The sequence below is a fragment of the Pseudomonas putida genome, from assembly GCF_002906855.1.
Lineage (GTDB): Bacteria > Pseudomonadota > Gammaproteobacteria > Pseudomonadales > Pseudomonadaceae > Aquipseudomonas > Aquipseudomonas putida_N.
The window spans coordinates 1345335-1371752 of record NZ_MINI01000038.1 but is presented as its reverse complement, the minus strand read 5'-3'; the positions used below and the strand labels follow the sequence as shown (position 1 = coordinate 1371752).

At 61.5% G+C, this 26418-nt stretch carries 21 protein-coding genes; 14 read left to right on the top strand and 7 right to left on the bottom strand.

The genetic code is table 11. The features are described from left to right. Positions 1-329: 329 nt before the first annotated feature. The 3 genes from BGP85_RS18955 to BGP85_RS18945 form a co-directional block, all read right to left on the bottom strand. The gene (locus BGP85_RS18955; RefSeq protein ID WP_058169265.1) at positions 330-1496 is read right to left on the bottom strand and encodes a PDDEXK nuclease domain-containing protein; all 1167 of its coding nucleotides are present in this window, start codon (positions 1494-1496) and stop codon (positions 330-332) included. Beyond that, the gene (locus tag BGP85_RS18950) at positions 1493-2692 is read right to left on the bottom strand and encodes a tyrosine-type recombinase/integrase (protein ID WP_058169264.1); all 1200 of its coding nucleotides are present in this window, start codon (positions 2690-2692) and stop codon (positions 1493-1495) included. The genes BGP85_RS18955 and BGP85_RS18950 overlap by 4 nt, the downstream gene beginning before the upstream one ends. Before the next feature lie 220 nt (positions 2693-2912). Then, entirely contained in the window at positions 2913-3515 is a 603-nt protein-coding gene (locus BGP85_RS18945) for a peroxiredoxin (protein WP_027918971.1), read from the bottom strand. Positions 3516-3729: 214 nt separating this feature from the next. Between BGP85_RS18945 and BGP85_RS18940 the strand changes: the two genes are divergently transcribed. After that, positions 3730-3951, top strand: a complete 222-nt coding sequence (locus BGP85_RS18940) for a bacterioferritin-associated ferredoxin (protein ID WP_027918972.1) — start codon at positions 3730-3732, stop codon at positions 3949-3951. A 201-nt stretch (positions 3952-4152) separates the two neighbouring features. After that, on the top strand, positions 4153-4626 hold the full coding sequence (gene bfr, locus BGP85_RS18935; protein WP_003258014.1) for a bacterioferritin: 474 nt from the start codon (positions 4153-4155) through the stop codon (positions 4624-4626). 58 nt (positions 4627-4684) lie between these two features. Here bfr and grxD read toward each other — a convergent pair whose 3' ends face one another. Continuing rightward, a complete protein-coding gene (gene grxD, locus BGP85_RS18930; RefSeq protein WP_103449407.1) occupies positions 4685-5020 on the bottom strand; it encodes a Grx4 family monothiol glutaredoxin in 336 nt (111 codons plus the stop codon). 91 nt (positions 5021-5111) lie between these two features. Next, a complete protein-coding gene (locus BGP85_RS18925; protein ID WP_103449406.1) occupies positions 5112-7220 on the bottom strand; it encodes a molybdopterin-dependent oxidoreductase in 2109 nt (702 codons plus the stop codon). Between the two features lie 383 nt (positions 7221-7603). Here BGP85_RS18925 and argF point away from each other — a divergent pair, with 383 nt between their 5' ends. Both argF and BGP85_RS18915 read left to right on the top strand, forming a co-directional pair. Further along, the gene (gene argF / locus BGP85_RS18920; RefSeq protein ID WP_060512706.1) at positions 7604-8524 is read left to right on the top strand and encodes an ornithine carbamoyltransferase; all 921 of its coding nucleotides are present in this window, start codon (positions 7604-7606) and stop codon (positions 8522-8524) included. Further along, positions 8521-9630 (top strand): ABC transporter ATP-binding protein, encoded by a 1110-nt coding sequence (locus BGP85_RS18915; protein WP_103449405.1) that lies wholly within the window; start codon positions 8521-8523, stop codon positions 9628-9630. The genes argF and BGP85_RS18915 overlap by 4 nt, the downstream gene beginning before the upstream one ends. A gap of 37 nt (positions 9631-9667) precedes the next feature. On the opposite strand, the gene ybaK is transcribed toward BGP85_RS18915, so the two are convergent. Continuing rightward, positions 9668-10138, bottom strand: coding sequence for a Cys-tRNA(Pro) deacylase (ybaK, locus tag BGP85_RS18910; protein ID WP_103449404.1), 471 nt, complete (start codon positions 10136-10138; stop codon positions 9668-9670). Between the two features lie 302 nt (positions 10139-10440). Between ybaK and BGP85_RS18905 the strand changes: the two genes are divergently transcribed. The 4 genes from BGP85_RS18905 (at position 10441) to glpD (ending at position 15403) form a co-directional block, all read left to right on the top strand. After that, positions 10441-11292 (top strand): MIP/aquaporin family protein, encoded by an 852-nt coding sequence (locus BGP85_RS18905; RefSeq protein ID WP_103449403.1) that lies wholly within the window; start codon positions 10441-10443, stop codon positions 11290-11292. Positions 11293-11333: 41 nt separating this feature from the next. Continuing rightward, positions 11334-12833 (top strand): glycerol kinase GlpK, encoded by a 1500-nt coding sequence (glpK, locus tag BGP85_RS18900; RefSeq protein ID WP_103449402.1) that lies wholly within the window; start codon positions 11334-11336, stop codon positions 12831-12833. A gap of 101 nt (positions 12834-12934) precedes the next feature. Then, positions 12935-13690 (top strand): DNA-binding transcriptional repressor GlpR, encoded by a 756-nt coding sequence (gene glpR / locus BGP85_RS18895; protein ID WP_103449401.1) that lies wholly within the window; start codon positions 12935-12937, stop codon positions 13688-13690. Between the two features lie 174 nt (positions 13691-13864). Next, on the top strand, positions 13865-15403 hold the full coding sequence (glpD, locus tag BGP85_RS18890; protein WP_103449400.1) for a glycerol-3-phosphate dehydrogenase: 1539 nt from the start codon (positions 13865-13867) through the stop codon (positions 15401-15403). Positions 15404-15407: 4 nt separating this feature from the next. Here the strand turns inward: glpD and BGP85_RS18885 are convergent, their stop codons facing one another. Further along, on the bottom strand, positions 15408-19574 hold the full coding sequence (locus tag BGP85_RS18885) for an NEL-type E3 ubiquitin ligase domain-containing protein (protein ID WP_103449399.1): 4167 nt from the start codon (positions 19572-19574) through the stop codon (positions 15408-15410). Positions 19575-19900: 326 nt separating this feature from the next. Here BGP85_RS18885 and BGP85_RS18880 point away from each other — a divergent pair, with 326 nt between their 5' ends. From BGP85_RS18880 to BGP85_RS18855, 6 genes are all read left to right on the top strand, one after another. Beyond that, complete coding sequence (locus tag BGP85_RS18880) at positions 19901-20818, top strand: glutamate/aspartate ABC transporter substrate-binding protein (RefSeq protein WP_103449398.1); 918 nt, start codon at positions 19901-19903, stop codon at positions 20816-20818. 146 nt (positions 20819-20964) lie between these two features. Further along, positions 20965-21711 carry an amino acid ABC transporter permease gene (locus BGP85_RS18875; protein WP_103449397.1) on the top strand — a complete coding sequence of 249 codons (747 nt, stop codon included), beginning with the start codon at positions 20965-20967 and terminating at the stop codon, positions 21709-21711. Continuing rightward, positions 21712-22383: an amino acid ABC transporter permease gene (locus BGP85_RS18870; RefSeq protein ID WP_103449396.1), complete on the top strand. Its 672-nt coding sequence runs from the start codon at positions 21712-21714 to the stop codon at positions 22381-22383. Next, on the top strand, positions 22380-23114 hold the full coding sequence (locus BGP85_RS18865) for an amino acid ABC transporter ATP-binding protein (RefSeq protein WP_103449395.1): 735 nt from the start codon (positions 22380-22382) through the stop codon (positions 23112-23114). Before BGP85_RS18870 ends, BGP85_RS18865 begins: the two co-directional genes overlap by 4 nt. A gap of 69 nt (positions 23115-23183) precedes the next feature. Continuing rightward, positions 23184-25088, top strand: coding sequence for a sensor histidine kinase (locus BGP85_RS18860; RefSeq protein WP_103449394.1), 1905 nt, complete (start codon positions 23184-23186; stop codon positions 25086-25088). After that, complete coding sequence (locus tag BGP85_RS18855; RefSeq protein WP_103449393.1) at positions 25085-26413, top strand: sigma-54-dependent transcriptional regulator; 1329 nt, start codon at positions 25085-25087, stop codon at positions 26411-26413. The genes BGP85_RS18860 and BGP85_RS18855 overlap by 4 nt, the downstream gene beginning before the upstream one ends. The last annotated feature ends 5 nt before the right edge of the window (positions 26414-26418 follow it).

The window sequence follows — 26418 nt, the reverse complement described above, 5'->3', positions numbered from 1 at the left end:
TGCTCCGGTTGCTCGGGCGGAATTGCCCGGAACCGTGGCCAGCACGGCGCAGCGCAAGCAGTCAGGGATCGAAGACGGCCGATAGGCCGCAAGCGTGCGAGCACGCGCAGTCATTGACGGCGAGAACGCCGTGATACGGTGAAGGGAACAGCAAGACCGCCTACACCCCACTCAGCCACACACCCGCCGTTGGCAAGTGCGCAGCATGCGCAGGCTCGGATCAACGATCCAGGCCGGAGGCGTCAGGGATCAGCGCCGAATGGCTGTGATTCGGCACGAAGCACAGGGCGCAGCCCGCGAGCCCGACGGCGGTACGCCGGGACACACGACTATGGCTTGTCGTCCTTGGGGGACAGCGCGCCGCGAGATTCGAGCAGACGCCGCGTGTTCTCAAGTTCTTTTTGCAGCAATTCGGCATCCGGCAACACCGTCCGGTAGTTCGCCGCCATCACCTTGGTCGGCAAGCCATCCAGCGCATACCGCGCCAAAGCATGGCCCTTGTCGGCACACAGGATCAGACCCACCGGCGGGTTCTCATCCGGGTAGGCCCAATGCTCCTTGGCATAGTTGCAGTACATATGCATCTGCCCCACATCGGCATGCGTCAGGCTGCCCAGCTTCAGGTCGATGATGACCAGGCAGCGCAGCTTCCGATGAAAGAACAGCAGATCGACCCGATACCAGGTCTGGTCGATACGCAAGCGCCGCTGCCGCCCGACAAAGGTAAAGCCTTCCCCCAGTTCCAGCAGGAAGTCCTCAAGACGCTGGATCAAGGCCGCTTCCAGATCGGATTCCGAATATTCGTCCTTGAGGTCGAGGAACTCCAGCACATACGGGTCTTTAATGGCGTCATTGGGCGTGACGGCATCCTCGGGTTTGGCCACCGACCCCTTGACCAGCATCGCCGCCTTGTCTTTGGACAAGGCCGTGCGCTCGTAGAACTGGCTTCCAATCTGTCGGTCGAGCTGACGCACGCTCCAGCCGCCTCGCAGCGCCTCGGCCTCGTAGAACTGGCGGGCATGGCCATCCTTGACCGACAACAGCCGGACATAGGCCGACCAGGGCAAGGTGAAAACCTGGGCCAGTTCGGAGAGGTCGAATTTCCGAGACACCGTCTCGGAATTCTCGATGGGCAGCCCTTCACCAGATTTCCGAGACAGTGTCTCGGAAATTGCCTCAAGGGGGTAAGCGGCGAAGAAGCGCCGCATGTTCTCCAGGTTGTCCGGGCTGAACCCGCGCCCGAATCGCGCCGTCAGATCGGCGGACAACCTCGCCATCAACTGCTCGCCGTAAACGGCCCGCCGTCTGCCTTTTTGCTCGGCTTCGACGATCCGGCGGCCAATCTCCCAATAGCTGGCCGTCATCAGCGCATTGACACTGCGCGCCGCTGCCTGGCGCGCCGCATCCAGCAGTTCCACGATGCCGCCGTGGATGCCGGCATAGCCAGCCGGTAAGGCGGCGCTTTTCCCCGCCGCTGTAGGCATCTTCCTTTTCATGCCGTTGCCTCCATAGAGCGGGATGCCCCGGTGATTGCCAGCCGCCTATTCGCCACCAGTTCGGCCGCATCCCGCACCGGCTTGTCCTCGGTATGAACATAGTGCATAAACATCGCCACGGTCTTGTGACCTGTGAGCTTCATGCCCACCTTGGTCGGCACGCCCGAGTTGGCAATGTCAGTCGTTGCCCGGTGGCGGATGCCATGCGTGCCAACGTGCGGCACACCAGCGGCCTTGAGCACGCGCGTCCAGCCGCCGTAGTGTTCACCGTGGGTCATGTGCCGAGTCGGATCGTTGGGCGACGGCAGGACGTAGGGGCAGCCGTCCCGGCGCGGTGCTGTGGACAGCAACCGATAGGCTTCCTCGCTCATGGGCTTGGAAATGCCGCCGGTCTTGCTGTCAGGCCAGACGACGCGGCGGTTTTCCAGATCAATCCAATCCCATTCGAGCGGGCAGATTTCAGAGCGGCGGGCGGCGAACTCGAATTGCAGGCGAATCGCCAGCGGGATGACGTAGTTCTCCAGTCCCTCGGCTTCCAGATGCTCCAGGTGACGGAAGATTCGCACCAGCTCGTCATCCACGATGAGCCGAGTTTCCTTGCCGGGCGGGTACATCGGGACGTGACGGCACGGATTCGTGCCGTCTGGGCGCAGCCCCCACACTTCGGCCAGGTTGAACATCTTGCGCAGCACGCCGAAGGTGCGATTCGCCTCGGCCTGCTTGTAGGCCAGCTTCTTCATCAGCGCCGCCACGTCGGGGCGCTTCACGTCCTGCACCTTCATCCTGCCCATGATCGGGATGATGCAGCGGTCAATGACGCCTTGGTAGCCGCGCTGCGTGCTGGGCTTGTTGCGCTGCTTTGAGTAGTCCTCCATGAAGGTGTGGCAAAACTCCTTCATGGTCGGTGCCTTGCGGGCGGCATTCTTGGCTGCACTGGGGTCGCCACCCTTGCGCACCTCGGCCAGCCACTCCTGCGCCATCGTGCGCGCTTGATCGACCGTCAGTTCTCCGTACTGGCCCAAGGCGGGCTTGCGGCGCTCGCCGGCATTCGTGCGGTACTGGAGCATGAACACCTTGCGGCCCACCGGGGTGATCTTGCACAGGAAGCCAGGCACTACGGTATCCCGTAGTTCGACGGCCTTGTCTTGGGGTTGTGCCGCATCGACTGCGGACTTGGTGAGCTTGATCTTCGCCATGATGACTCCTCGGAAAGCCCGGTTTCCAAGAGCCGCATGGGAGCCACGCGAGGGGAAGCCGGGTCAAGTTTCGGAAAGCACCGGCATATGTTGAACTCGCCTAAGTGATTGATAAACCTGCTGTATCTAGCCTTGGCGTAGTCCAGCGAAATGCCGAGCTAGAGTCATCGTGAAACAAAAAAACCGGCCACATGGGCCGGTTTTTTTGTGCGCGTGGCAATTACAGCTTGCCAGCGTTCTCGCTCAGGTAAGCAGCAACGCCTTCTGGCGAAGCGGTCATGCCCTGGTCGCCTTTCTTCCAGTTGGCAGGGCAGACTTCGCCGTGCTCTTCGTGGAATTGCAGGGCGTCAACCAGACGCAGCAGTTCGTCCATGTTACGGCCCAGTGGCAGGTCGTTGACGATCTGCGAACGAACTACACCGTTGGTGTCGATCAGGAAGGCGCCACGGAAGGCTACGCCGCCTTCGGACTCGACGTCGTAGGCCTTGCAGATTTCGTGGGTGATGTCGGCCGCCAGGGTGTACTTGACCTGGCCAATACCGCCGGCGTTGACCGGGGTGTTACGCCATGCGTTGTGGGTGAAGTGCGAGTCGATCGAAACGCCGATCACTTCAACGTTGCGCGCCTGGAAGTCAGGGATGCGGTTGTCCAGGGCGATCAGCTCGGACGGGCAGACGAAGGTAAAGTCCAGTGGGTAGAAGAACACCAGGCCGTACTTGCCCTTGATGGCCGAGGCCAGGTTGAAGCTGTCGACGATTTCGCCATTGCCCAGGACGGCTGGGACGGTGAAGTCGGGGGCTTGTTTGCCAACGAGTACGCTCATTGTAATCTCCTGATGAGGGTGAAGAACCGTTTGCCGGGCCAAGGCAGGCTTGCCCGACATCCAACAAAGGCTGACCATCATACACGGCTTGTGGTGACAGGCCGAATGCAACCGTCGGTCGCTCAAGCACGGGCCTTTCAGAAAGTCCTTTGACAAGCATTCTCATTAACATTAAGCTCCAACCCATCGACTCAACCCGCGATGGTCAGCCCTTATGTATGTGTGTCTTTGTGTCGGCGTTACCGACGGACAGATCCGCGATGCGATCTATGAAGGATGCTGCAGTTACAAGGAAGTCCGAGCTGCGACCAATGTCGCCAGCCAGTGTGGCAAATGTGCCTGCCTGGCCAAGCAGGTGGTCCGCGAAACCCTCACCGAATTGCAGGTGAGCCAGCACGCCGCCCTGCCCTATCCGGTGGAATTTACTGCTGCCTGATATTACAGAATTCGATGAACCGGACCTCGTGTCCGGTTTTTTTATGCCTGAATATCAATAAGTTAGCGTACCAACGCGGTTCACAAACATTCTTATTCCTATTAATTTTCACTTATTATTCAAACACTTAGGTTTGACACCCCACAGTTACAGGCTCAAACTTCCCTGCATTGGCACACTTCTACAGGGCAGGAACCCGACATGAAAGGCGACGTAAGCGTCATCCAGCATCTCAACAAGATCCTCGGAAACGAGCTGGTCGCGATCAACCAGTACTTCCTGCACGCGCGCATGTACGAAGATTGGGGCCTGAACAAGCTCGGCAAGCACGAGTACAAAGAATCCATCGACGAGATGAAGCACGCTGACAAGCTGATCAAGCGTATTCTCTTCCTCGAAGGCATTCCCAACGTTCAGGACCTGGGCAAGCTGCTGATTGGCGAGCACACCAAAGAGATGCTCGAGTGCGACCTGAAGATCGAACAGAAAGGCCTGGTCGACCTCAAAGCCGCCATCGCCCACTGCGAAACCGCCGGCGACTTCGGCTCGCGTGACATGCTCGAAGACATCCTCGAGTCCGAGGAAGAGCACATCGACTGGCTGGAGACCCAGCTGGGCCTGATCGACAAGATCGGCATCGAGAATTACCTGCAGTCGCAGATGGGCGAAGAATAAGATTCTCGCCCCATGAAAAAACCCGCCTTGAGCGGGTTTTTTCATGGCTGCCTGATAATCAGGCTTCGGAAGCCTTGGCCTTGGCGGCGGCGTCCTTGATCAGGGTCTGCAGCTCACCCTTCTCGAACATTTCCAGCATGATGTCGCTACCGCCAACCAGCTCGCCGGCTACCCACAGTTGCGGGAAGGTCGGCCAGTTGGCGTATTTTGGCAGGTTGGCGCGGATTTCCGGGTTCTGCAGGATGTCGACGTAGGCGAACTTCTCGCCGCAACCCATCACAGCTTGCGATGCCTTGGCCGAGAACCCGCACTGCGGGGCATTCGGCGAGCCTTTCATGTAAAGCAGAATGGTGTTGTTGGCAATCTGCTCTTTGATCGTATCGATGATATCCATGTAGCACCTCAGCTGAACTTTCCGACGCGGTCGTCGGCACGGTGACGCATTGTATCGGAAAGCCGAGCAGCATGCTCGGCCTTACCGTTGCTCATGCGGCCTCGACCTGCACAGGCACGCCATTGAGCGCAGCATTACCGGAAACCGCGTCGCGCAGGCGCTCATCCGTAAGGTCGTTGGCACTGACACCCGCCTGCGCCTGGGCAACCTGCAGCTGCACACCCTCGCGACCATGGCCGAAGCCATGGGGTAGGCTGACCACCCCAGGCATCATGTCTTCACAGGCCAGCACCTCGACCTCCAGCATGCCGGTACGCGAGCGGATACGCACCCGCTGCCCATCCTGCAACTGCCGTTGCTGCAGGTCCTGCGGGTGCATCAGCAGTTGGTGGCGCGGCTTGCCTTTGACCAGGCGATGGAAGTTGTGCATCCACGAATTGTTACTGCGCACGTGACGGCGACCGATCAGCAGCAACTCCCCCGGCACAGGAGGTTCCTGCAGGGCCAACCGCTGCAGGTCATCCAGCAGCACCTGCGGCGCCGCCTCGACGGTTTTGCTGGCGGTTGCCAGACGAGTCGCCAGGTTGGCACGCAGCGGCCCCAGGTCGAGTCCGTGAGGGTGCTCGTCCAGCGCCTGCAGCGAGAGCTTCCAGGCGCTGGCTTCGCCATAGCGCCCCTTGCGCAGAGCCAGGTCGATCATCTGTGCTGGCGGCCAGGTCGGTTTCAGTTCCAGCTCGGCACGCTTGGCGAGCGCCTGCGCGAGGCCGACGAAAATCTCCCAGTCGTGCAGGGCGCCCTCGGGCTTGGCCAGGATGGCACGATTGAAACGGGTCACATTGCGTACGGCCAGCAGGTTGAAAGTGCTGTCGTAATGGTCGTTCTCCAGCGCCGAAGTCGAAGGCAGGATCAGGTCGGCGTGGCGGGTGGTTTCATTGATATAGAGGTCGATGCTGAGCATGAACTCCAGCCCGTCCAGGGCCGCATCCAGCTGCCGACCATTGGGCGTGGACAGCACCGGATTGCCGGCAACCGTCACCAGGGCGCGCACCTGGCCCTCTCCCGGGGTCAGCATCTCCTCGGCCAGGGCCGCCACCGGCAGTTCGCCAGCGTACTCCGGCAAGCCCGAAACCCGGCTCTGCCAGGCATTGAAATGGCCACCTGACGTGGTCGCCACCAGATCGACCGCAGGCTCGGTACACAGCGCCCCACCCTCTCGATCAAGGTTGCCGGTCACCAGGTTGATCAGTTGCACCAGCCAGTGACACAGCGTGCCGAACGTCTGGGTCGAAACGCCCATGCGCCCATAGCAGACTGCCTTGTCTGCAGCAGCGAAATCCCGCGCCAGCTGGCGTATCTGGGTGGCGGCAACGCCGCAGTGTGCACTCATCGCCTCTGCGCTGAACGGCAGGATCGCTTCGCGAATGTGCTGCAGGCCGCTGACCGGCAAATGCGAACCTCGCGCGAGGTGTTCATCGAACAGGGTGTTGAGCAGGCCACACAACAACGCTGCATCGCCACCGGGCCGGATGAACAGATGGCCGTCGGCCATGGCGGCGGTTTCGCTGCGCCGGGGATCGACCACCACCAGGCGCCCTCCTCGCCCGCGCAGGGCTTTCAAGCGCTTTTCCACGTCGGGTACGGTCATGATGCTGCCATTGGAGGCCAGCGGATTGCCGCCGAGGATGAGCATGAAGTCGGTGTGGTCGATATCCGGAATCGGCAACAGCAGGCCGTGGCCGTACATCAAGTGGCTGGTCAGGTGCTGCGGCAACTGGTCGACCGAGGTGGCGGAGAAGCGGTTTCGGGTCTTGAGCAGGCCGAGGAAGTAATTGCTGTGGGTCATCAGCCCATAGTTGTGGACGCTGGGGTTGCCTTGATAGACCGCCACGGCATTGCGCCCGTAGGCCTGCTGAACTGCCCACAGCTTTTCGGCAGCCAAGGCAAAAGCCTCGTCCCAGCCGATCGGTTGCCACTCGCGCCCTACCCGACGGTGGGGCTGGCGCAGGCGGTCCGGGTCGTTCTGGATGTCCTGCAGGGCCACCGCCTTGGGGCAAATATGACCCCGACTGAAAGGGTCATCAGGGTCGCCCTTGATCGAGCTGATCAGCGCCCGCCCGTCGTCTTCGTGGCTGACTTCTATGTTCAAGCCGCAGATCGCTTCGCACAGGTGACAGGCACGGTGATGCAGGGTCTTGGTCATGGCTGCCTCTGCCTCGTTGTCGTAAGGAGTCGTCGAGCAATGACTATGCGCCGCAGCCCTAGCGGCTGCCAGCGCGCTTCGCGCCGTGAATCCCGCGACATCAGGCGCACGATTCGCGACAGCCATTTGCCAAATTGCCAGCAAGCCGTGTACAACCTTCTGTAGCAAATAAAAAACAGCACGGGCGCAAGGGATACGACACCCTTTGCAACATCTTAAGAACGAGCTGCTGTTTCCCCTCTTGGTTTCAGGCGACATTTAATTATAGTATTGCGCCTTCCCCCATTTCGTCCGCCCCGTGCGGCTTACGCCGCAGGTCACTCCCGTTGTCAAAAAAAACCATACGGTCGACCTGCATACCGTTGCAGATAAGGTAGTCAATCATGAGCGCTAGGCACTTTCTCTCCCTGCTGGATTTCACCACCGACGAATTGCTCGGTGTGATCCGCCGAGGCATCGAGCTGAAGGACCTGCGCAAGCGCGGCGTGCTGTTCGAGCCCCTGAAGAACCGCGTGCTGGGCATGATCTTCGAGAAGTCCTCGACCCGTACCCGTGTGTCGTTCGAAGCCGGCATGATCCAGCTCGGTGGCCAGGCAATCTTCCTCTCGCCTCGGGACACCCAGCTGGGCCGCGGCGAGCCGATCGGTGACAGCGCCATCGTGCTGTCGAGCATGCTCGACGTAGTGATGATCCGTACCCACGCCCATAGCACCCTGACCGAATTTGCCGCCAAATCCCGCGTGCCGGTGATCAACGCCCTGTCCGACGAATCGCACCCTTGCCAGTTGCTGGCAGACATGCAGACCTTCCTCGAGCACCGCGGCTCGATCCAGGGCAAGACCGTGGCCTGGATCGGCGACGGCTTCAACATGTGCAACTCGTACATCGAAGCGGCCAAGCAGTTCGACTTCCAACTGCGCATCGCCTGCCCGGAAGGCTATGAGCCCGATCCACGCTTCATGGCTCTGGGTGGCGATCACGTGCAGATCATCCGCGATCCGCAGGAAGCTGTGCGTGGCGCACACCTGGTGACCACGGATGTCTGGACTTCCATGGGTCAGGAAGAGGAAACTGCACGGCGCCTTGCGCATTTCGCGCCTTACCAGGTCACCCGCGCACTGCTCGACCTGGCGGCACCCGACGCCCTGTTCATGCACTGCCTGCCCGCCCACCGGGGCGAGGAAATCAGCCATGACCTGCTCGACGACCCTCGTTCGGTCGCTTGGGACCAGGCTGAAAACCGCTTGCATGCACAGAAGGCCCTTCTCGAATTCCTTGTTGAACCGGCTTACCACCACGCATGAGTCAACCCCTACTGCTCAACCTGCGCAACCTCGCCTGCGGCTACGGCGAGCAGCGCATCGTCCAGAACCTCAACCTGCACCTGAACGCAGGCGACATCGGTTGCCTGCTGGGCTCATCGGGTTGCGGCAAGACCACCACCCTGCGCGCCATCGCCGGTTTCGAGCCAGTGCACGAAGGTGAAATCCAGCTGGCCGGCGAGGTCATCTCCCGCGCCGGCTTCACCCTGGCCCCGGAGAAGCGCCGGATCGGCATGGTGTTTCAGGACTACGCCCTGTTCCCGCACCTGACCGTGGCGCAGAACATCGCCTTCGGCATCGCCAAGCACCCTAACCAGGCGCAGGTGATCGAAGAGATGCTCGAACTGGTCAAGCTTGGCGGCCTCGGTGGGCGCTACCCGCACGAGCTGTCGGGTGGCCAGCAACAGCGTGTCGCCCTGGCGCGCGCGCTGGCACCTGAGCCACAACTGCTGCTGCTCGACGAACCGTTCTCCAACCTCGACGTGGAACTGCGCCGGCGCCTCAGCCACGAAGTGCGCGACATCCTCAAGAGCCGCGGTACCAGTGCGATCCTGGTGACCCATGACCAGGAAGAGGCGTTTGCCGTCAGCGATCACGTCGGTGTGTTCAAGGAAGGCCGGCTGGAGCAGTGGGATACGCCCTATAACCTGTATCACGAACCGCAGACGCCGTTCGTGGCCAGTTTCGTCGGCCAGGGTTACTTCATCCGCGGCCAGATGAGCAGCCATGAGGCGGTCAATACCGAGTTGGGCGAGCTGCGTGGCAACCGTGCCTACACCATGGCGCCAGGCAGCTCGGTGGATGTGCTGTTGCGCCCCGATGACATCGTGTCAGCCCCGGGCAGCGCGCTGCAGGCGAACATCGTCGGCAAGAGCTTCCTCGGTGCATCGACGCTGTACCGTTTGCAGTTGCCCACTGGCAGCCAGCTCGAAGCGATCTTCCCGAGCCATATCGACCACCAGCTGGGTGAGGAGGTGGGGATTGCGGTGAAGGCCGACCACCTGGTGCTGTTCCCGGTGCCCGGCAGTGTCGCGACGCAGTCGGCGCGCCAGGAGAACGGGGTTCGCCGCTACAGCTCGGCGACCTGATTCAAGATTTTGGGGCTGCTTTGCAGCCCCGGCAATCTCAACCTCTACCAATCCCGGCAAATTTGCCCTGGGTATGCTCGGCCAGCACCGTCGCCGCCAACTCGACCTCCAGCCCCCGCCGTCCAGCGCTGACATGGATGGTTGCAAAATTCTGCGCAGAATCATCAATGAAGGTGCGCAGGCGCTTCTTCTGCCCCAAAGGGCTGATCCCACCCACCAGATAGCCCGTCGCCCGCTGAGCCGCTGCCGGGTCGGCCATTTCGCACTTCTTCACGCCTGCCGCATGGGCCAGCGCCTTGAGGTCCAGCGTCCCTACTACCGGCACCACCGCCACCAGCAACTCGCCCTTCTCGCTGCTCGCCAGCAAGGTCTTGAACACCTGCTGTGGCTCGAGGCCGAGTTTTTCCGCTGCCTCAAGCCCATATGACGCCGACTTGGGGTCATGTTCATAACTATGCACGCGATGTTCAGCGCGGGCTCTTTTCAACAGGTCGAGTGCGGGGGTCATGCAGTGCTCCGGTCTGGGACAGGTCGCGGCTACTTTAGGGCAATTCCTCCATCCCAGCCAGCCAATGGCTGACGCAGCCCTCTACGACGGGCATCAGCCTTTGAAACAGGCGACCAAAACGTGACTACCCGTTCACTTTCGACCTTTGACATCAGCGTTTCTTGTCTATATTTTTTCGTTTCTGAATAAATGGTGCCCTTTTTAGGTGCGCTTCTTAACACCCGCCTGGGGTCAATGGGGATAGACACCAGGCTTTGCTGTCGAGCGCTTCGCGCCTCACAACAAAAACAACGAGGTCATACATGACGACTGCTCTACGCGAACCCACACTGTCCAGCCAATGCCTGGCCGAGTTTCTCGGCACCGCCTTGCTGATTTTCTTCGGCACCGGTTGCGTTGCCGCGCTAAAGGTCGCTGGCGCCAGCTTCGGCCTCTGGGAAATCAGCATCATCTGGGGTGTCGGCGTCAGCATGGCGATCTACCTCACCGCTGGCATTTCCGGCGCGCACCTGAACCCGGCCGTGAGCATCGCGCTCACCCTGTTCGCCGGCTTCGACAAGCGCAAGCTGCCGTTCTATGCACTCGCCCAGGTCTGCGGTGCATTTTGTGGCGCCGCACTCGTTTACACGCTCTACAGCAACCTGTTCTTCGATTTCGAACAGGCCCACGCCATGCTGCGTGGCAGCACCGAAAGCCTGGAACTGGCCTCGGTATTCTCGACGTATCCGCACCCGTCGCTGTCCACTGGCCAGGCGTTCCTGGTCGAAGTGGTGATCACCGCGATCCTGATGGCCGTGATCATGGCCCTGACCGATGACAACAACGGCCTGCCGCGCGGCGCCATGGCCCCGCTGCTGATTGGCCTGTTGATCGCCGTGATTGGCAGTGCCATGGGCCCGCTGACCGGTTTTGCGATGAACCCGGCCCGCGATTTCGGCCCCAAATTGATGACCTTCCTGGCTGGCTGGGGCGAAATCGCCTTCACTGGCGGTCGGGATATTCCGTATTTCCTGGTTCCGATGTTCGCACCGATCCTCGGCGCTTGCCTGGGGGCTGCGACCTATCGCGGCCTGATCGGCCGCAACCTGCCGACGGCGCAAAACACAAGCGCCGAGAAAACCGACAATCGCCAGGGCGATACCCAAGCCAGCTGATGCTGACGCCCTGAACTCCTCTTTATGCAAGGCCTACGACCATGACAGACACCCAGGATAAGAACTACATCATCGCCCTGGACCAGGGCACCACCAGCTCGCGGGCGATCATCTTCGACCGCGATGCCAATGTGGTCGGCACCTCGCAGCGCGAGTTCGCCCAACACTACCCGCAAGCTGGCTGGGTCGAGCATGACCCGATGGAGATCTTCGCCACCCAGAGCGCGACCATGGTCGAGGCCCTGGCCCAGGCCGGTATCAGCCATGCCCAGGTTGCCGCACTGGGCATCACCAACCAGCGTGAAACCACCGTGGTGTGGGACAAGGAAACCGGCCGCCCGGTGTACAACGCCATCGTCTGGCAGTGCCGCCGCAGCACCGAGATCTGTGCCCAGCTCAAGCGTGATGGCCATGAAGACTACATCCGCGAAGCCACCGGCCTGGTCACCGACCCGTACTTCTCCGGCACCAAGCTGAAGTGGATCCTCGACAATGTCGAAGGTGCCCGCGAACGCGCCGAGCGCGGCGAGCTGCTGTTCGGCACCATCGATACCTGGCTGATCTGGAAGTTCTCCGGCGGCAAGGTGCATGTCACCGACTACACCAACGCCTCGCGCACGCTTATGTTCAACATCCACAGCCTGCAGTGGGACGACAAACTGCTGGAAATCCTCGGCATCCCGCGGCAGATGCTGCCTGAAGTGCGCTCGTCATCGGAAGTGTACGGCCATACCAAGAGCGGCATCGCCATCGCCGGTATCGCCGGCGACCAGCAGTCGGCGCTGTTCGGCCAGATGTGCGTGGAACCGGGCCAGGCCAAGAATACCTATGGCACCGGCTGCTTCCTGCTGATGAATACCGGCGACAAGGCAGTGAACTCCTCCCACGGCCTGCTCACCACCATTGCCTGCGGCCCGCGCGGCGAGGTGGCCTATGCCCTGGAAGGCGCGGTCTTCAACGGTGGCTCCACCGTGCAGTGGCTGCGTGACGAGCTGAAAATCGTCAACGATGCGCTGGATACGGAGTACTTCGCCAGCAAGGTCAAGGACAGCAACGGCGTGTACCTGGTGCCCGCCTTCACCGGCCTGGGGGCACCGTACTGGGACCCATATGCCCGTGGCGCGCTGTTCGGCCTGACCCGTGGCGTGAAGGTCGATCACATCATTCGCGCCGCGCTGGAATCGATCGCCTACCAGACCCGCGACGTGCTCGACGCCATGCAGCAGGACTGCGGCGAACGTCTGTCGGAGCTGCGCGTTGACGGCGGTGCGGTGGCCAACAACTTCCTCATGCAGTTCCAGGCCGACATCCTCGGCACCTGCGTTGAGCGCCCGAAAATGCGCGAGACCACCGCCCTCGGCGCCGCATACCTGGCAGGCCTGGCCTGTGGCTTCTGGAGCGGCCTGGAAGAGCTGCGCGACAAGGCAATCATCGAGCGCGAGTTCAGCCCACAGCTGGATGAGGCGCAAAAAGAGAAGCTCTATGCCGGCTGGAAGAAGGCCGTCGACCGCACCCGTGACTGGGAAGATCACGAGGCGTAACACACAAGGGGGCCGCGATGCGGCCCCCATCGTCTACTGGCCGTAGTGCCCATCCTACGGCATCATTGCAGAATTTGTCCGGCAGCCCCAAAGGACCGCCCATGAATCTGCCCCCACGCCAACAACAAATCCTCGAACTGGTGCGCGACCGCGGCTACGTCAGTATCGAAGAAATGGCGCAGCTGTTCGTCGTCACGCCACAAACCATCCGCCGCGACATCAACCAACTCGCCGAGCTCAATCTGCTGCGCCGCTACCACGGCGGTGCTGCCTATGACTCGAGCATCGAGAACACCGCCTACGCCATGCGCGCCGACCAGATGCGCGACGAGAAGCAGCGTATTGCCGAAGCCATTGCGCGGCAGATTCCCGACCATGCGTCGCTGTTCATCAACATCGGTACCACTACCGAATCGATAGCCCGGGCACTGCTCAACCACAATCACCTCAAAGTCATCACCAACAACCTTCACGTGGCCGCAATCCTCGCGGCCAAGGACGATTTCGAAGTGCTGGTAGCCGGTGGCACGGTACGCCGCGATGGCGGCGTGGTTGGCCAGGCCAGCGTCGACTTCATCAACCAGTTCAAGGTCGATTTCGCCCTGGTCGGCATCAGCGGCATCGATGAAGACGGCAGCCTGCTCGATTTCGATTATCAGGAAGTACGGGTTTCCCAGGCGATCATCGCCAATGCGCGCCAGGTGGTGCTTGCCGCCGACTCCAGCAAGTTCGGGCGCAACGCCATGGTACGCCTCGGCTCAATCAGCCTGGTCGATTGCCTGGTGACCGACCAGGCACCTACCCCTGCCCTCACCCAACTGCTGAACCAGTACAAGATCCGCCTCGAGGTGGTCTGACCCCGCGACGGGCCTTCAACAGGCCCGTGATTTTCGTAAATGTTCACTTTATTGTCATCTGATCAGTTTTTTCTATAAAGACTGACTGGCGACCGGCTTTCTGTTGCGCTAGTATTTTCGAAAACGAACATTAATGTTCATATTCGATGTGAACAGCCCCAGGAGGCCTTGCCCGTGTCCCAGCCCGTTTCGTCCCAGTCCCCAGTCGCCGACTGCTACGACCTCGCCGTGATCGGCGGTGGCATCAATGGTGTGGGCATCGCTGCAGACGCCGCCGGCCGTGGCCTCAAGGTATTCCTCTGTGAGAAGGACGACTTGGCCCGGCACACCTCGTCGGCCAGCAGCAAATTGATCCACGGTGGCCTGCGCTACCTGGAGCACTACGAATTCCGCCTGGTGCGTGAGGCGCTGGCCGAGCGTGAAGTGCTGCTGGCCAAGGCCCCGCACATCGTCAAGCCAATGCGCTTCGTGCTGCCTCACCGCCCGCACCTGCGTCCGACCTGGATGATCCGTGCCGGCCTGTTTCTTTACGATCACCTGGGCAAACGCAAGCGCCTGGGGGCCTCGCGCAGCCTGCGCTTCGGCCCGGGCTACCCGCTCAAGCCGGCGATCACCCGCGGTTTCGAATACGCTGACTGCGCGGTGGACGACGCCCGTCTGGTGGTGCTGAACGCCATGGCGGCACGTGAACACGGCGCGCACATCCGCACCCGTACCCGCTGCCTGCGCGCCGAGCGCGTAGATGGCCTGTGGCAAGTGGAGTTGCAGCACGCCGATGGCAGCCTGCAGAGCATTCGTGCCCGCGCCTTGGTCAATGCCGCCGGCCCATGGGTCGCCAGCTTCATCAAGGACGACCTCAAGCTTGATGCTCCTTACGGCATTCGCCTGATCCAGGGCAGCCATATCATCGTGCCGCGCCTGTACGAAGGCGAACACGCCTACATCTTGCAAAACGAAGACCAGCGCATCGTCTTCTGCATCCCGTATCTGGACCGCTTCACGCTGATCGGCACCACCGACCGCGAGTACAGCGGCGACCCGGCCATGGTGACGATCACCGAACAGGAAACCGACTATCTGCTGAAAGTCGTCAATGCCCACTTCAATCACCAGATCAGCCGCAGCGATATCCTTCATACTTACTCTGGCGTTCGCCCACTGTGCAACGACGAGTCGGACAACCCCTCGGCGGTCACCCGCGATTACACCTTGGCGCTGTCTGCCGGTGAAGGCCAGGCGCCATTGCTCTCGGTATTCGGTGGCAAGCTGACCACCTACCGCAAGCTGGCGGAATCGGCCATGGGCGAACTCAAGCCCTTCTTCACCCAGATGCGCGGAAGCTGGACCGCTGACGCTGCGTTGCCCGGGGGCGAGAACATGACCACAGCCCAGGCCCTGAGCGATGCCATTCTGGCGCGGTGCGGATGGTTGCCCGTGGATATTGCCAAACGCTGGGCGGTTACCTACGGCAGCCGCGTCTGGCGCTTGCTCGATGGCGTGCATGGCCCCGAAGATCTGGGCCAGCCGATTGGCGGCGGCTTGTTCGGTCGCGAAGTCGAATACCTGTGCAATGAAGAATGGGCGTGCGACGCCGAAGACATCCTGTGGCGCCGCACCAAGCTGGGGTTGTTCACCAGCGATAGCGAACAGCAGGTGCTGAGGGACTACCTCAAGCAGCGTGAGCACGATCAGGCTCGCACCCAGGCTGCCTGAACACTCAGACAGGCATCAAGTGTTCATGAGAGGCGTAGCGTGACCGTGCCCACGCCTCCGTGGTAAGGCTGCGCATCAGTGTCGATTCCTCCTGTGCAAGCTGGTGCATCAAGGTCCTCGCTTGCACATCATAATCGCTTTCCTGGCCGGCCCTGGCCTGCTCTTCCAGCACCTCGAGACGCTCGTGGTAGCTCGCCGCCAGCGCCTCGAAACGCTGCGCAAAGGTTTCGCGAAGGTAGCTCTGCCAAAATGGGCGCTCTGCCAAGGCATCCAGCATGGCGACGGCGGTATCGGCGCGCAACACCTCCAGTTCGGCACGACTGAGGTCGGCCAACGAAACCTGTGCGAACGAGGCAAAATGCATTGCATCGGGCACCACTGGCAAGTCGAGCGCGCCCGCCAAACGTGATCGGTAGTACAGTCGCACCTCGATTTCATCGACCCTGCGCAGGCCTTCGCGGAGCATGCGCCGCACGTGTGCGTTGGCGATGTCATCCAGCAGGTCCAGACGGTGCAATTGCCGCCCCAGGCGTAGCAAGCGGTTTTCCCTCAGCGCCACCGGCACCCCCTCGATGCCCTCGAAAGCAAGCATGCCCACCTCCATCTGATTGAGCATCAACAGCAGACGGTCTTCGCAGCTTCGCGGCCCGTCGGCTTCACGGAACAGCTGTTCACGGAGCGCTTCATTGTGCTCGCAAGCATCGAGAATGCGCCATATGCGATGCCTGAAGTAGGCGGGATGGGTCGCAAAATCCTCGGTGTCGACAAAGTCGGCGAGGAAGCGGAACAGACCAGCAGAGCCTGGCTCCTCCACCAGGCGATTCCAGCTTTGCTCGCGTTGGGCGCGCAGCAGGGGATCATCGGAGGCCACCCACGTCTGTCGAATGCCATCATCCAGTGCCTCATGGGTATAGGATGCACTACCCCGCCCCCCTGCCTCGGCAACGCCACGGGCTTCATCCAGGAACTGGGCGCTGCCTTCGCTCAACGGATTCTCGTGCAGGTTCAAGCGCTGCAGGCGCAGGCGCAAGCCACGCACTTCCCTGTGCAACTGGCTTATCCGGTTATCTCGAAGATCAATATGAGCCCGCAAGGCCACGTTCTGGTGAATCTGGCCGATGTCCACCTGCCCGGTCGACCGCAGACGGATGTCACGCACATGGGGCAGGACAGAGAGGTCTGGCATGCCATTGAGCGGGTTGTAACTGAGAATCAGCGTATCAAGACGCGTCAGTCGAGCCAAACGGCGGCTGCCCGAGTCATCCAGCTCGATCTGGTTGTTCCCCAGATTGACGCGCCGAAGTTGTCCCATGCCTTCGATCCCCTCAGGAATACCACTGAGACGGTTGCCACTGAGATCCAGGTCGACAACGTTGGGGAACAGCGCGAGAAACTGCGGATCGATAGCCTGTAGCCGCATGTTGCGCAGCGTCAGCCGGCGCACATGGGCGTAGTCGATACCCGCTGGCAAGCTTGGCAGCTGCCCCACCTGCTCGCCATCGATACACAACTCGTACTGCTCGTTATCATCCACCAGTTTGCGCCGCCAGCTACGCCGCAGTGTGTCGGCAACACGGCGACGGCGAATGGCATCGATCGGCGACTGCCAGTCGGCCTGCCATTGCCGCAGCCCCTCACGCAACGCCGAGAGCTGTCGTTGCAGCAGCAGATAATGGTTCCACAGGTTTTCACCACGCTGGCTCACGCTGTCGAGATAAGCATCAAGCTGCAACTCGCTAAGCGTCGGGAATATCTGATGAATGCCTTGCCTGATTGCTTGCCGGCTGCTTTCACCACCGCCACTTAGCGGATAGCCCAGCCGACCATCGGCAAAACGCCTGGGTGGCCGCACATGGGCACCGATCGGCTTCAGGCCGATCAGCGTTGCAGCGCGCTCACGATCCTGAACGACCGTCTCGAGCAACAGGGTGCGCAGCTGCCTGGACTGCAGCGTTGGCCCACCCAGTCTGGCTTTTTGATCTTGATCCAGGCATTGCAGGACCACGCTGAGCAGGGGCTGATCGGCACGGGCCAGATCACCTGCCACTGCATCAGTCAGCAAGTAGCCCTGTTCAGACCTGACGATGGTGTGCACCTGGCCAGTTGCCTTGCCTTCGCTTGAATACAACAGGCGCCCCAGTCGATGACCGACTCGCAACTCAATGCCCGAATTCGCTGGCCACGGTGCCTTGCGCTCGATCAAAGCCATGATCAACTGCTCAGTATCAGCGTTGGTCAGGCCAGGCAAACGGATGCCCAGTGCGGCTTGATCGAGCCGACTGTCCCGCAGGTACCATCTGGCTCGCTCGGCCATTGCCAATGGCACGCGATCAGTGCTCCGCAGCATGTGCAGCTGGGAAGAATTGCTGTGCTCGATGATCTCCTGAGCGCCGCGAGGAGACAGGCCCGTGAAAGCCCGTATGAGCTTCTCTTGGTCATCGGTAGCTGTGGGACGCAATGCCTGCAACGCCTCTTCGAAGGCCGCACCGCGTAGTGACGGTGATGCTTCATGGAGCCGGATGCGCTCCTGCATGTCGAGCAATCGCGCAGGAGGCGGGGCATGTTCGAGGTGCAAGCGGCGAAGTTGATCTTGATGGTAACCGGTGACATCCAGCAGCTTGTCGGCATCACTCGATAGCAAACCTGCAAGATCGCCGCTTTCCCATTGCTCGAGAAACGCCAGGGCACGGCCCTCGGCGGGAGGGTAGAAAGGGTTTCTGACCAGCCTCAAACTGTCTTCTGCCACTACCTTGGGTGCCAACGCATCTACCAACGAAACCCGCTTCAGCACGTGTAAGGCCCCCGCCGTGGTACCCGCAAGTACCAGGCCCTGTGCAACGGAGAAAAGATGATCCAGCGCTCCCTGGCGGTCACCGAGTCGCCAGTCCTGATAGCCCTCATAGACTTCATCCAGCAGTTGCGCCGCGCTGACCACCAGCATCAGCTCACCCAACCCCGGTACCACGAAAGCAGCCAGCCCAACCAGGTCCATGCCTGCAGCGATCATTTCCCGCAAGCGCCTGTGCCTGCTCAGGCGGTCCTCGACATCCGTCGGCACCGCGAGATGGGCGGCATCACCAAAGAGTTTGGCGACCAGCAAAACTTGCACATGCGTAAACACACTGCCATCGATTGGCAAATGGCGCCCGTCCAGCTGCACGACCTCGCCAGGCTTGCGTGCCGCCAACAACGCTGATAGCGACGTGTATAAGGCAACGCTATCCTGTGCCTTGATAAACCGGCGGAAAAAGGTGCGAAATTGCCGCTTGAGCAAGCGCTGCGCCAGGTCACTGTAAAGTGCATCCCATGAGTCGTAAAAGCGCAGGCTCTTTTCCGGATCTCCGGGTATCCAGAGCATGATCTCGTCGGTGTCCTCATCGGCATTCGGGCGCCACTCCAAGGTGATGACCCCGACCACGCATTTGCCCAACAGATACAGTTGGCGAGGTAACCATCTCCCTTCAGCCGCTATCGGTCGAAGCGGTTCTTCGACAAGCGCCTGAAGCCGCTGCACATCATGCCCATCCAGCAGGCCTTTGAGCCTGCCTTCGTACACCGAAGCGCGCAGGCGAGTTTTCACGCCATCGGCAAACATCCTTGCCACGGCCTCACCAGCGTGCTGCTCAGGCTGACCACGGCCCGACCGAGGTTGCAATACCGCCTTGAGAAGCGCCTGGTATCTGCCGCCAATGTCCAGCGTTCGGCACAGACGAACATATTGCTCGAATGTCATGGCCAACAGCTCGCCCTTCTGGCCAACCAGATGCGCCTTGCGTAACAGCCACGGCTCGGCTTCGTGCGCTTCGAAGTTATGCAGTGCGGCGGACAGCAGGGTTTGCCGCGTGGAGTACGAGATTTTGGGCTGGTACAGTTTTTCCGCGGCCGAAGGCAGCGGAAACTCTTCCGTGACGACCACGTGGGCGAATTGCGGGTCAACATGACCAAGCCCCTCTGCAAACAGTGCATCGCTCAAAAGAGGAATGGCGAAGGCCACGATGTCCGGAATATGACCGAGCAATCGCTTCAGGGAATCTGCTGCGTCCTGCTGGGAACGCAACGCTTGATGGTACGCGGCAAGGTCGTCCGACTTGGCGTTGGTGACCCACTCGGGAAGCTGTCTTGCGATCAGATGATCGACGGAAGTTGACGGGATGCTGTTGGCAGATGCCATGGCTGTGTCTCCTGTTCTGAAAGACGACAGCACAAGACATTCGTCCGGCTCAGCGGTGGTAAATAGGTCAATGTCCAGACCCACTCATTCGGATAACCGAACACCACCAGAAACTTCATTCGGAAAGCCGAAGAATTATCTGCAATAAAAAATGTTCAGAAAAGATTAATCCCCAGCATTTTCACGGCGTTATGATCGAGAGCAGAGCTTGGCACGACTCATGCTCTACACTTGGTAGCCGAATGCACTCGCTTGTTGCTGTATTCGTTGAACGAAGAGTCCGCCAACGGCTCCATAAAAAAAACAAACACGTCGAGGAAAATTTGATGCGTATCGTTCGTCATCTGTTGGGCGCAACCATCGCCGCCGCGATCATCGCTTCGCCAGCCATGGCTGAAGAGCTGACCGGTACCCTGAAGAAGATCAAGGACTCGGGCACCATCACCCTGGGCCACCGCGACTCTTCCATTCCATTTTCCTACCTGGCTGGCGGTCAAACGCCCGTGGGTTACTCCCATGACATCCAACTGGCCGTGGTCGATGCCCTGAAGAAGCAACTGGGTACCGACATCAAGGTCAAGTACAACCTGGTCACCTCCCAGACCCGCATCCCGCTGGTGCAGAACGGCACCGTGGACCTGGAGTGCGGCTCCACCACCAACAACGTCGAGCGCCAGCAGCAAGTCGGCTTCTCGGTCGGTATCTTCGAAGTCGGTACCCGCTTGCTGACCAAGGTGAAGGACGGTCAGCCTTCCTACAAGGACTTCCCGGACCTGGCCGGCAAGAATGTGGTGACCACCGCTGGTACCACCTCCGAGCGCATCCTCAAGGCGATGAACGCCGACAAGCAAATGAAGATGAACGTGATTTCCGCCAAGGACCACGGTGAAGCCTTCAACATGCTCGAAAGCGGCCGCGCCGTGGCTTTCATGATGGACGACGCCCTGCTCGCCGGTGAAATGGCCAAGGCACGCAATCCTAAGGACTGGGTCATTACCGGTACTCCACAGTCGTACGAAATCTACGGCTGCATGGTGCGCAAGGATGACCCGGCCTTCAAGAAAGCGGTCGATGACGCCATCGTTGCCTATTTCGAGTCGGGCGCAGTCAACAAGAGCTACGACAAGTGGTTCACCCAGCCGATCCCGCCAAAGGGCCTCAACCTGAACTTCAAGATGAGCGACGAGCTGAAGAAACTGATCGCCGAGCCGACCGACAAGGCCGCGGACGAGAAGAAGTCCTGATCCTCAGCCAATAGTGGCCTGGTGCGCATCCGCGCACGATTGAACCCACAGGCCACGCTTTAGTGTCTACCCTTTCATCCGAGGGCGTTTATCGCCCTTGGATGCTCGAAGGTGCCCGTGAAACAACCGTCTGAGGGGAAATCCCGATGAATTACAACTGGGACTGGGGCGTGTTCTTCAAGTCCACCGGCGTGGGCAGCGAGACCTATCTGGACTGGTACATCACCGGTCTGGGCTGGACCATCGCCATCGCCATCACCGCCTGGATCATCGCATTGCTGCTGGGGTCGCTCCTCGGCGTCATGCGCACCGTGCCGAACCGTCTGGTATCGGGCATCGCCACCGCCTACGTGGAGCTGTTCCGCAACGTGCCGCTGCTGGTGCAGCTGTTCATCTGGTACTTCCTCGTGCCGGACCTGCTGCCCGAAGGCCTGCAGGAATGGTTCAAGCAAGACCTCAACCCGACCACCTCGGCACTGATCAGCGTGGTGATCTGCCTGGGCCTGTTCACCGCCGCCCGCGTCTGCGAACAAGTGCGCACCGGCATCCAGGCGCTGCCTCGTGGCCAAGAAGCCGCTGCCCGCGCCATGGGCTTCAGCCTGCCGCAGATCTACAACAACGTGCTGCTGCCGCAGGCCTACCGGATCATCATTCCGCCGCTCACCTCGGAATTCCTGAACGTGTTCAAGAACTCCTCGGTGGCCTCGCTGATCGGCCTGATGGAGCTGCTGGCGCAGACCAAGCAGACCGCTGAGTTCTCGGCCAACCTGTTCGAGGCCTTCACCCTGGCCACGCTGATCTACTTCACCCTGAACATGGGCCTGATGTTGCTGATGCGCATGGTCGAGAAGAAAGTCGCCGTGCCTGGCCTGATCTCCGTAGGGGGCAAGTAGATGGACATGGATTTCAGCGAAATCATCCCCGCCTTGCCTGCCCTGTGGGACGGCATGGTCATGACCCTGCAACTGATGGTCATGGGCGTGGTCGGCGGTATCGTGCTCGGCACTATCCTGGCATTGATGCGCCTGTCGTCGAGCAAACTGTTGTCGCGTGTGGCCGGCGCCTACGTCAATTACTTCCGCTCGATCCCCCTGCTGCTGGTGATCACCTGGTTCTACCTGGCGGTGCCGTTCGTGCTGCGCTGGATCACCGGCGAGGACACCCCGGTGGGCGCCTTCACCTCGTGCGTGGTGGCGTTCATGATGTTCGAGGCCGCCTACTTCTGCGAAATCGTCCGCGCCGGTGTGCAGTCGATCTCCAAGGGCCAGATGGGCGCTGCCCAGGCCCTGGGCATGACCTACGGCCAGACCATGCGCCTGATCATTCTGCCCCAGGCCTTCCGCAAGATGACCCCGCTGCTGCTGCAGCAGAGCATCATCCTGTTCCAGGACACCTCGCTGGTGTACACCGTGGGCCTGGTGGACTTCCTCAACTCGGCACGCTCCAACGGCGACATCATCGGGCGCTCCCATGAGTTCCTGATCTTCGCCGGGGTCGTGTACTTCGTCATCAGCTTCTCCGCTTCGTGGCTGGTCAAGCGCCTGCAAAAAAGGATCACCGTATGATTTCCATCAAGAACGTCAACAAGTGGTACGGCGACTTCCAGGTGCTGACCGACTGCACCACCGAAGTGAAGAAGGGTGAAGTGGTGGTGGTCTGCGGCCCGTCAGGCTCGGGCAAGTCCACACTGATCAAATGCGTCAACGCACTGGAGCCGTTCCAGAAAGGCGACATCGTGGTCGATGGCACCTCGATCGCCGACCCCAAGACCAACCTGCCCAAGCTGCGTTCGCGGGTGGGCATGGTGTTCCAGCACTTCGAGCTGTTCCCGCACCTGAGCATCACCGAGAACCTGACCATCGCCCAGCGCAAGGTGCTCGGCCGCAGTGAAGCGGAAGCGACCAAGAAGGGCCTGGCCCTGCTCGACCGCGTCGGCCTCAGTGCCCATGCCAAAAAGCACCCCGGCCAGCTTTCAGGCGGCCAGCAGCAACGCGTGGCGATTGCCCGCGCGCTGTCGATGGACCCGATCGTCATGCTGTTCGACGAACCGACCTCGGCGCTGGACCCGGAGATGGTCAACGAAGTACTGGACGTGATGGTCGAGCTGGCCCACGAAGGCATGACCATGATGTGCGTGACCCACGAAATGGGCTTCGCCCGCAAAGTGGCCAACCGCGTGATCTTCATGGACAAGGGCAACATCATCGAGGACTGCCAGAAGGAAGACTTCTTCGGCAACCCGAGCGCCCGCCACGAACGCACCCAGCACTTCCTCAGCAAGATCCTGCAACACTGATTCGGCAAGAACGGCACCGCTGCCCGGGGTCACCCGGCAGCGGATGCTGGCCGTGACAAGGCCACTGTGATGAAATGCGACCCTTCGCTTCTTCTCCCTGCCAAGCCCGCCGTGAAATCCCGCCTGATTCGCCAATTGCTGCTGCCGCCCCTGATCATCCTGCTGATGGTTGGGCTGGGCATGGCCGGCTTCCTGATCAGCGAGAGCAACGGCATCCGCACCTTGAGCGAGAGCGGCGAGCGCGCGCTGGAGCTGCATGCGCGCACGGTCGAGAGCGAAATCAGCAAGTACACCTACCTGCCGAGCCTGCTGGAGCTGGAGGACAGCGTCTCGCAGCTGCTCACAGACCCTGATGGCGCCAACCGGCAGGCCGTCAACGAATACCTCGAAGGCCTGAACCGCCGCAGCCGCAGCCGGGCGATCTTTGTCCTCGACACCAACGGCCGGGTGCAGGCCAGCAGCAACTGGCGCGATGCCGACTCGTTCCTGGGTGAAGACCTGTCGTTCCGGGCCTATTTCCAGAGCGCCGTGCGCGGTGAACCGGGCCGTTTCTACGGGATCGGCAGCACCACGGGCGAGGCTGGCTACTACCTCGCCCACGGCCTGGAAGAACACGGCAAGATCATCGGCGTGGCGGTGATCAAGGTGCGCCTGGATACCCTCGAAGAGCGCTGGCAGCGCGCCCGTCTGGAAGCCTTCGTCAGCGATGAGAACGGCATCATCATTCTCTCCAGCGACCCGGCCCGGCGCCTGAAATCGGTGCGCCCGCTGACTCCGCAGATCAAGGAGCGCCTGGCGCGCAGCCTGCAATATTACTGGTGGCCACTGAACGAGCTGCAACCCCTGGCCCGCGAAACCCTGGCCGATGGCGTGGAGAAACTGACCTTCCCGGCCAACGCCGAAACCGCCCAGGGCAAGCCCCACGAAGTGAGCTACCTGGCGCAGACCCGGCGCCTGGCCGACACACCCTGGCACTTCACCCTCCTCACCCCGCTGCAGGACCTGCGCCGCGAATCCATGGTGCAGGGCATCCTGGTCGGCGTGGCCTTCGCCCTGCTGACCATCCTCGGCATCGCCTGGAACGAGCGGCGCAAGGTGATTGCCACGCGCCTGGCCGCCCGCGAGGCCCTGGAAGAAGCCAACAGCCAGCTGGAACGGCGCATCGCCGACCGCACCGCCGACCTGCGCGCCAGCAACGAACGCCTCAAGGGCCAGATCCGTGAACGTCGGCATGCCGAACAGACCCTGCGCCAAGCCCAGGACGAACTGGTCCAGGCCGGCAAGCTGGCGGCGATCGGGCAGATGTCCACCAGCATCGCCCACGAGCTCAACCAGCCGCTGGCGGCGCTGCGGACCCTGTCCGGCAACACCGTGCGCTTCCTCGAACGGGGTGCACTGGAAACCGCCAGCACCAACCTGCGCACCATGAACGACCTGATCGACCGCATGGGCCGCATCACGGCCAGCCTGCGCTCGTTCGCCCGGCGTGGTGACGACAGCGGCCAGGCGTCGCTGGCCAAGGCCGTGGACGCCTCCTTGCAGGTGCTGAACAACCGCATCACAGGTTGTCACCTGCAGCTGCACAGCCAGTTCGACGACCAGCAATTAGGCATCGACCAGACCCGCCTGGAGCAGATCCTGGTCAACCTGATCGGCAACGCCCTGGACGCCATGGCCACCCAGCCACTGCCCGAGCTCTGGCTCGAAGGCGAGCTGCAAGGCGACAAATACCGCCTGCGGGTGCGCGACAACGGCCACGGCATCGATGCCGAAACCCGCAAGCACCTGTTTGAACCCTTCTTCACCACCAAGCCGGGCGAACATGGCCTGGGCCTGGGGCTGACCCTGTCGGCGAGCCTTGCCGCCGCCGCCAAGGGCAGCCTGAACGTCGAGCACCCCGCCACCGGCGGCACTGCCTTCGTCCTCGCCCTGCCCCTGGTCACGCCCCCCAGCGAATCGGCAGAGCAACCATGAACCAAGCGCCACTTACCGTCCTGATCGTCGAAGACGACCCGCATGTGCTGCTCGGCTGCCAGCAGGCGCTGGCCCTGGAAGACATCGCCTGTGAAGGGGTCGGCAGTGCCGAACAGGCCCTGGAGCGCATCGGCGATGATTTTGCCGGCATCGTCGTCAGCGATATCCGCCTGCCCGGCATCGATGGCCTGGAACTGCTCAATCGCCTCAAGGCCCGCGACCGTAGCCTGCCGGTGGTGCTGATCACCGGCCACGGCGATATCGACATGGCAGTCGGTGCCATGCGCAACGGTGCCTACGATTTCATGGAGAAACCGTTCTCGCCCGAACGCCTGGTCGATGTGGTGCGCCGTGCGCTGGAGCAGCGCGGGTTGTCACGCGAGGTGGTGGCACTGCGACGGCAGCTGGCCGAACAGAGCAGCCTGGAGGGGCGTATCATCGGCCGCTCGCCGGCCATGGAGCATCTGCGCGAACTGATCGCCAACGTCGCCGATACCTCGGCCAATGTGCTGATCGAAGGTGAAACCGGTACCGGCAAGGAGCTGGTCGCCCGCTGCCTGCACGATTTCAGCCGGCGCCAAGGCCAGCCGTTCGTGGCGCTGAACTGTGGTGGCCTGCCGGAAAACCTGTTCGAGAGCGAGATCTTCGGCCACGAAGCCAACGCGTTCACTGGTGCTGGCAAGCGGCGCATCGGCAAGATCGAACACGCCAATGGCGGCACGCTGTTCCTCGACGAGGTCGAGAGCATGCCGATCAACCTGCAGATCAAGCTGTTGCGCGTGCTGCAGGAACGCACCCTGGAGCGCCTGGGCTCAAACCAGAGCATTGCGGTGGATTGCCGGGTGATTGCGGCCACCAAATCCGACCTCGACGCGCTGGGCCAGAGCGGGCAGTTCCGCAGCGATCTCTATTACCGCCTCAACGTGGTGACCCTTGAGTTGCCACCGTTGCGTGAGCGACGCGAGGACATCCTGCAACTGTTCGAACACTTCCTGCAGCAATCGGCGCTGCGCTTCGACCGCGAAACGCCGACGCTGGACAGCCAGACCCTGTCACGGCTGATGGCCCATGACTGGCCGGGTAACGTGCGCGAGCTGCGCAACGTGGCCGAGCGTTATGCCCTTGGACTGCCGGCGTTCAAGAAGGGGCCAAGCGGTGGCGCCAGCCAGGGGCTGGGGTTTGCCGAGGCAGTGGAAGCCTTTGAACGCAACTTGCTCAGCGATGCCTTGCAGCGTACCGGCGGTAACCTCAGCCAAGCCAGCCAGGAGCTGGGCATGGCCAAGACCACCCTGTTTGACAAGGTCAAGAAATACGGGCTCGGCTGACAGAA

Coding starts and splice junctions, on each gene's coding strand:
- BGP85_RS18865 (WP_103449395.1), top strand. CDS start 22,380: ATGATTTCCATCAAGAACGTCAACAAGTGGTACGGCGACTTCCAGGTG.
- glpR (WP_103449401.1), top strand. CDS start 12,935: ATGAATCTGCCCCCACGCCAACAACAAATCCTCGAACTGGTGCGCGAC.
- BGP85_RS18950 (WP_058169264.1), bottom strand. CDS start 2,692: ATGGCGAAGATCAAGCTCACCAAGTCCGCAGTCGATGCGGCACAACCC.
- argF (WP_060512706.1), top strand. CDS start 7,604: ATGAGCGCTAGGCACTTTCTCTCCCTGCTGGATTTCACCACCGACGAA.
- BGP85_RS18855 (WP_103449393.1), top strand. CDS start 25,085: ATGAACCAAGCGCCACTTACCGTCCTGATCGTCGAAGACGACCCGCAT.
- BGP85_RS18940 (WP_027918972.1), top strand. CDS start 3,730: ATGTATGTGTGTCTTTGTGTCGGCGTTACCGACGGACAGATCCGCGAT.
- BGP85_RS18945 (WP_027918971.1), bottom strand. CDS start 3,515: ATGAGCGTACTCGTTGGCAAACAAGCCCCCGACTTCACCGTCCCAGCC.
- grxD (WP_103449407.1), bottom strand. CDS start 5,020: ATGGATATCATCGATACGATCAAAGAGCAGATTGCCAACAACACCATT.
- BGP85_RS18925 (WP_103449406.1), bottom strand. CDS start 7,220: ATGACCAAGACCCTGCATCACCGTGCCTGTCACCTGTGCGAAGCGATC.
- glpK (WP_103449402.1), top strand. CDS start 11,334: ATGACAGACACCCAGGATAAGAACTACATCATCGCCCTGGACCAGGGC.
- BGP85_RS18870 (WP_103449396.1), top strand. CDS start 21,712: ATGGACATGGATTTCAGCGAAATCATCCCCGCCTTGCCTGCCCTGTGG.
- BGP85_RS18885 (WP_103449399.1), bottom strand. CDS start 19,574: ATGGCATCTGCCAACAGCATCCCGTCAACTTCCGTCGATCATCTGATC.
- BGP85_RS18875 (WP_103449397.1), top strand. CDS start 20,965: ATGAATTACAACTGGGACTGGGGCGTGTTCTTCAAGTCCACCGGCGTG.
- BGP85_RS18955 (WP_058169265.1), bottom strand. CDS start 1,496: ATGAAAAGGAAGATGCCTACAGCGGCGGGGAAAAGCGCCGCCTTACCG.
- BGP85_RS18880 (WP_103449398.1), top strand. CDS start 19,901: ATGCGTATCGTTCGTCATCTGTTGGGCGCAACCATCGCCGCCGCGATC.
- BGP85_RS18905 (WP_103449403.1), top strand. CDS start 10,441: ATGACGACTGCTCTACGCGAACCCACACTGTCCAGCCAATGCCTGGCC.
- BGP85_RS18860 (WP_103449394.1), top strand. CDS start 23,184: ATGAAATGCGACCCTTCGCTTCTTCTCCCTGCCAAGCCCGCCGTGAAA.
- BGP85_RS18915 (WP_103449405.1), top strand. CDS start 8,521: ATGAGTCAACCCCTACTGCTCAACCTGCGCAACCTCGCCTGCGGCTAC.
- bfr (WP_003258014.1), top strand. CDS start 4,153: ATGAAAGGCGACGTAAGCGTCATCCAGCATCTCAACAAGATCCTCGGA.
- ybaK (WP_103449404.1), bottom strand. CDS start 10,138: ATGACCCCCGCACTCGACCTGTTGAAAAGAGCCCGCGCTGAACATCGC.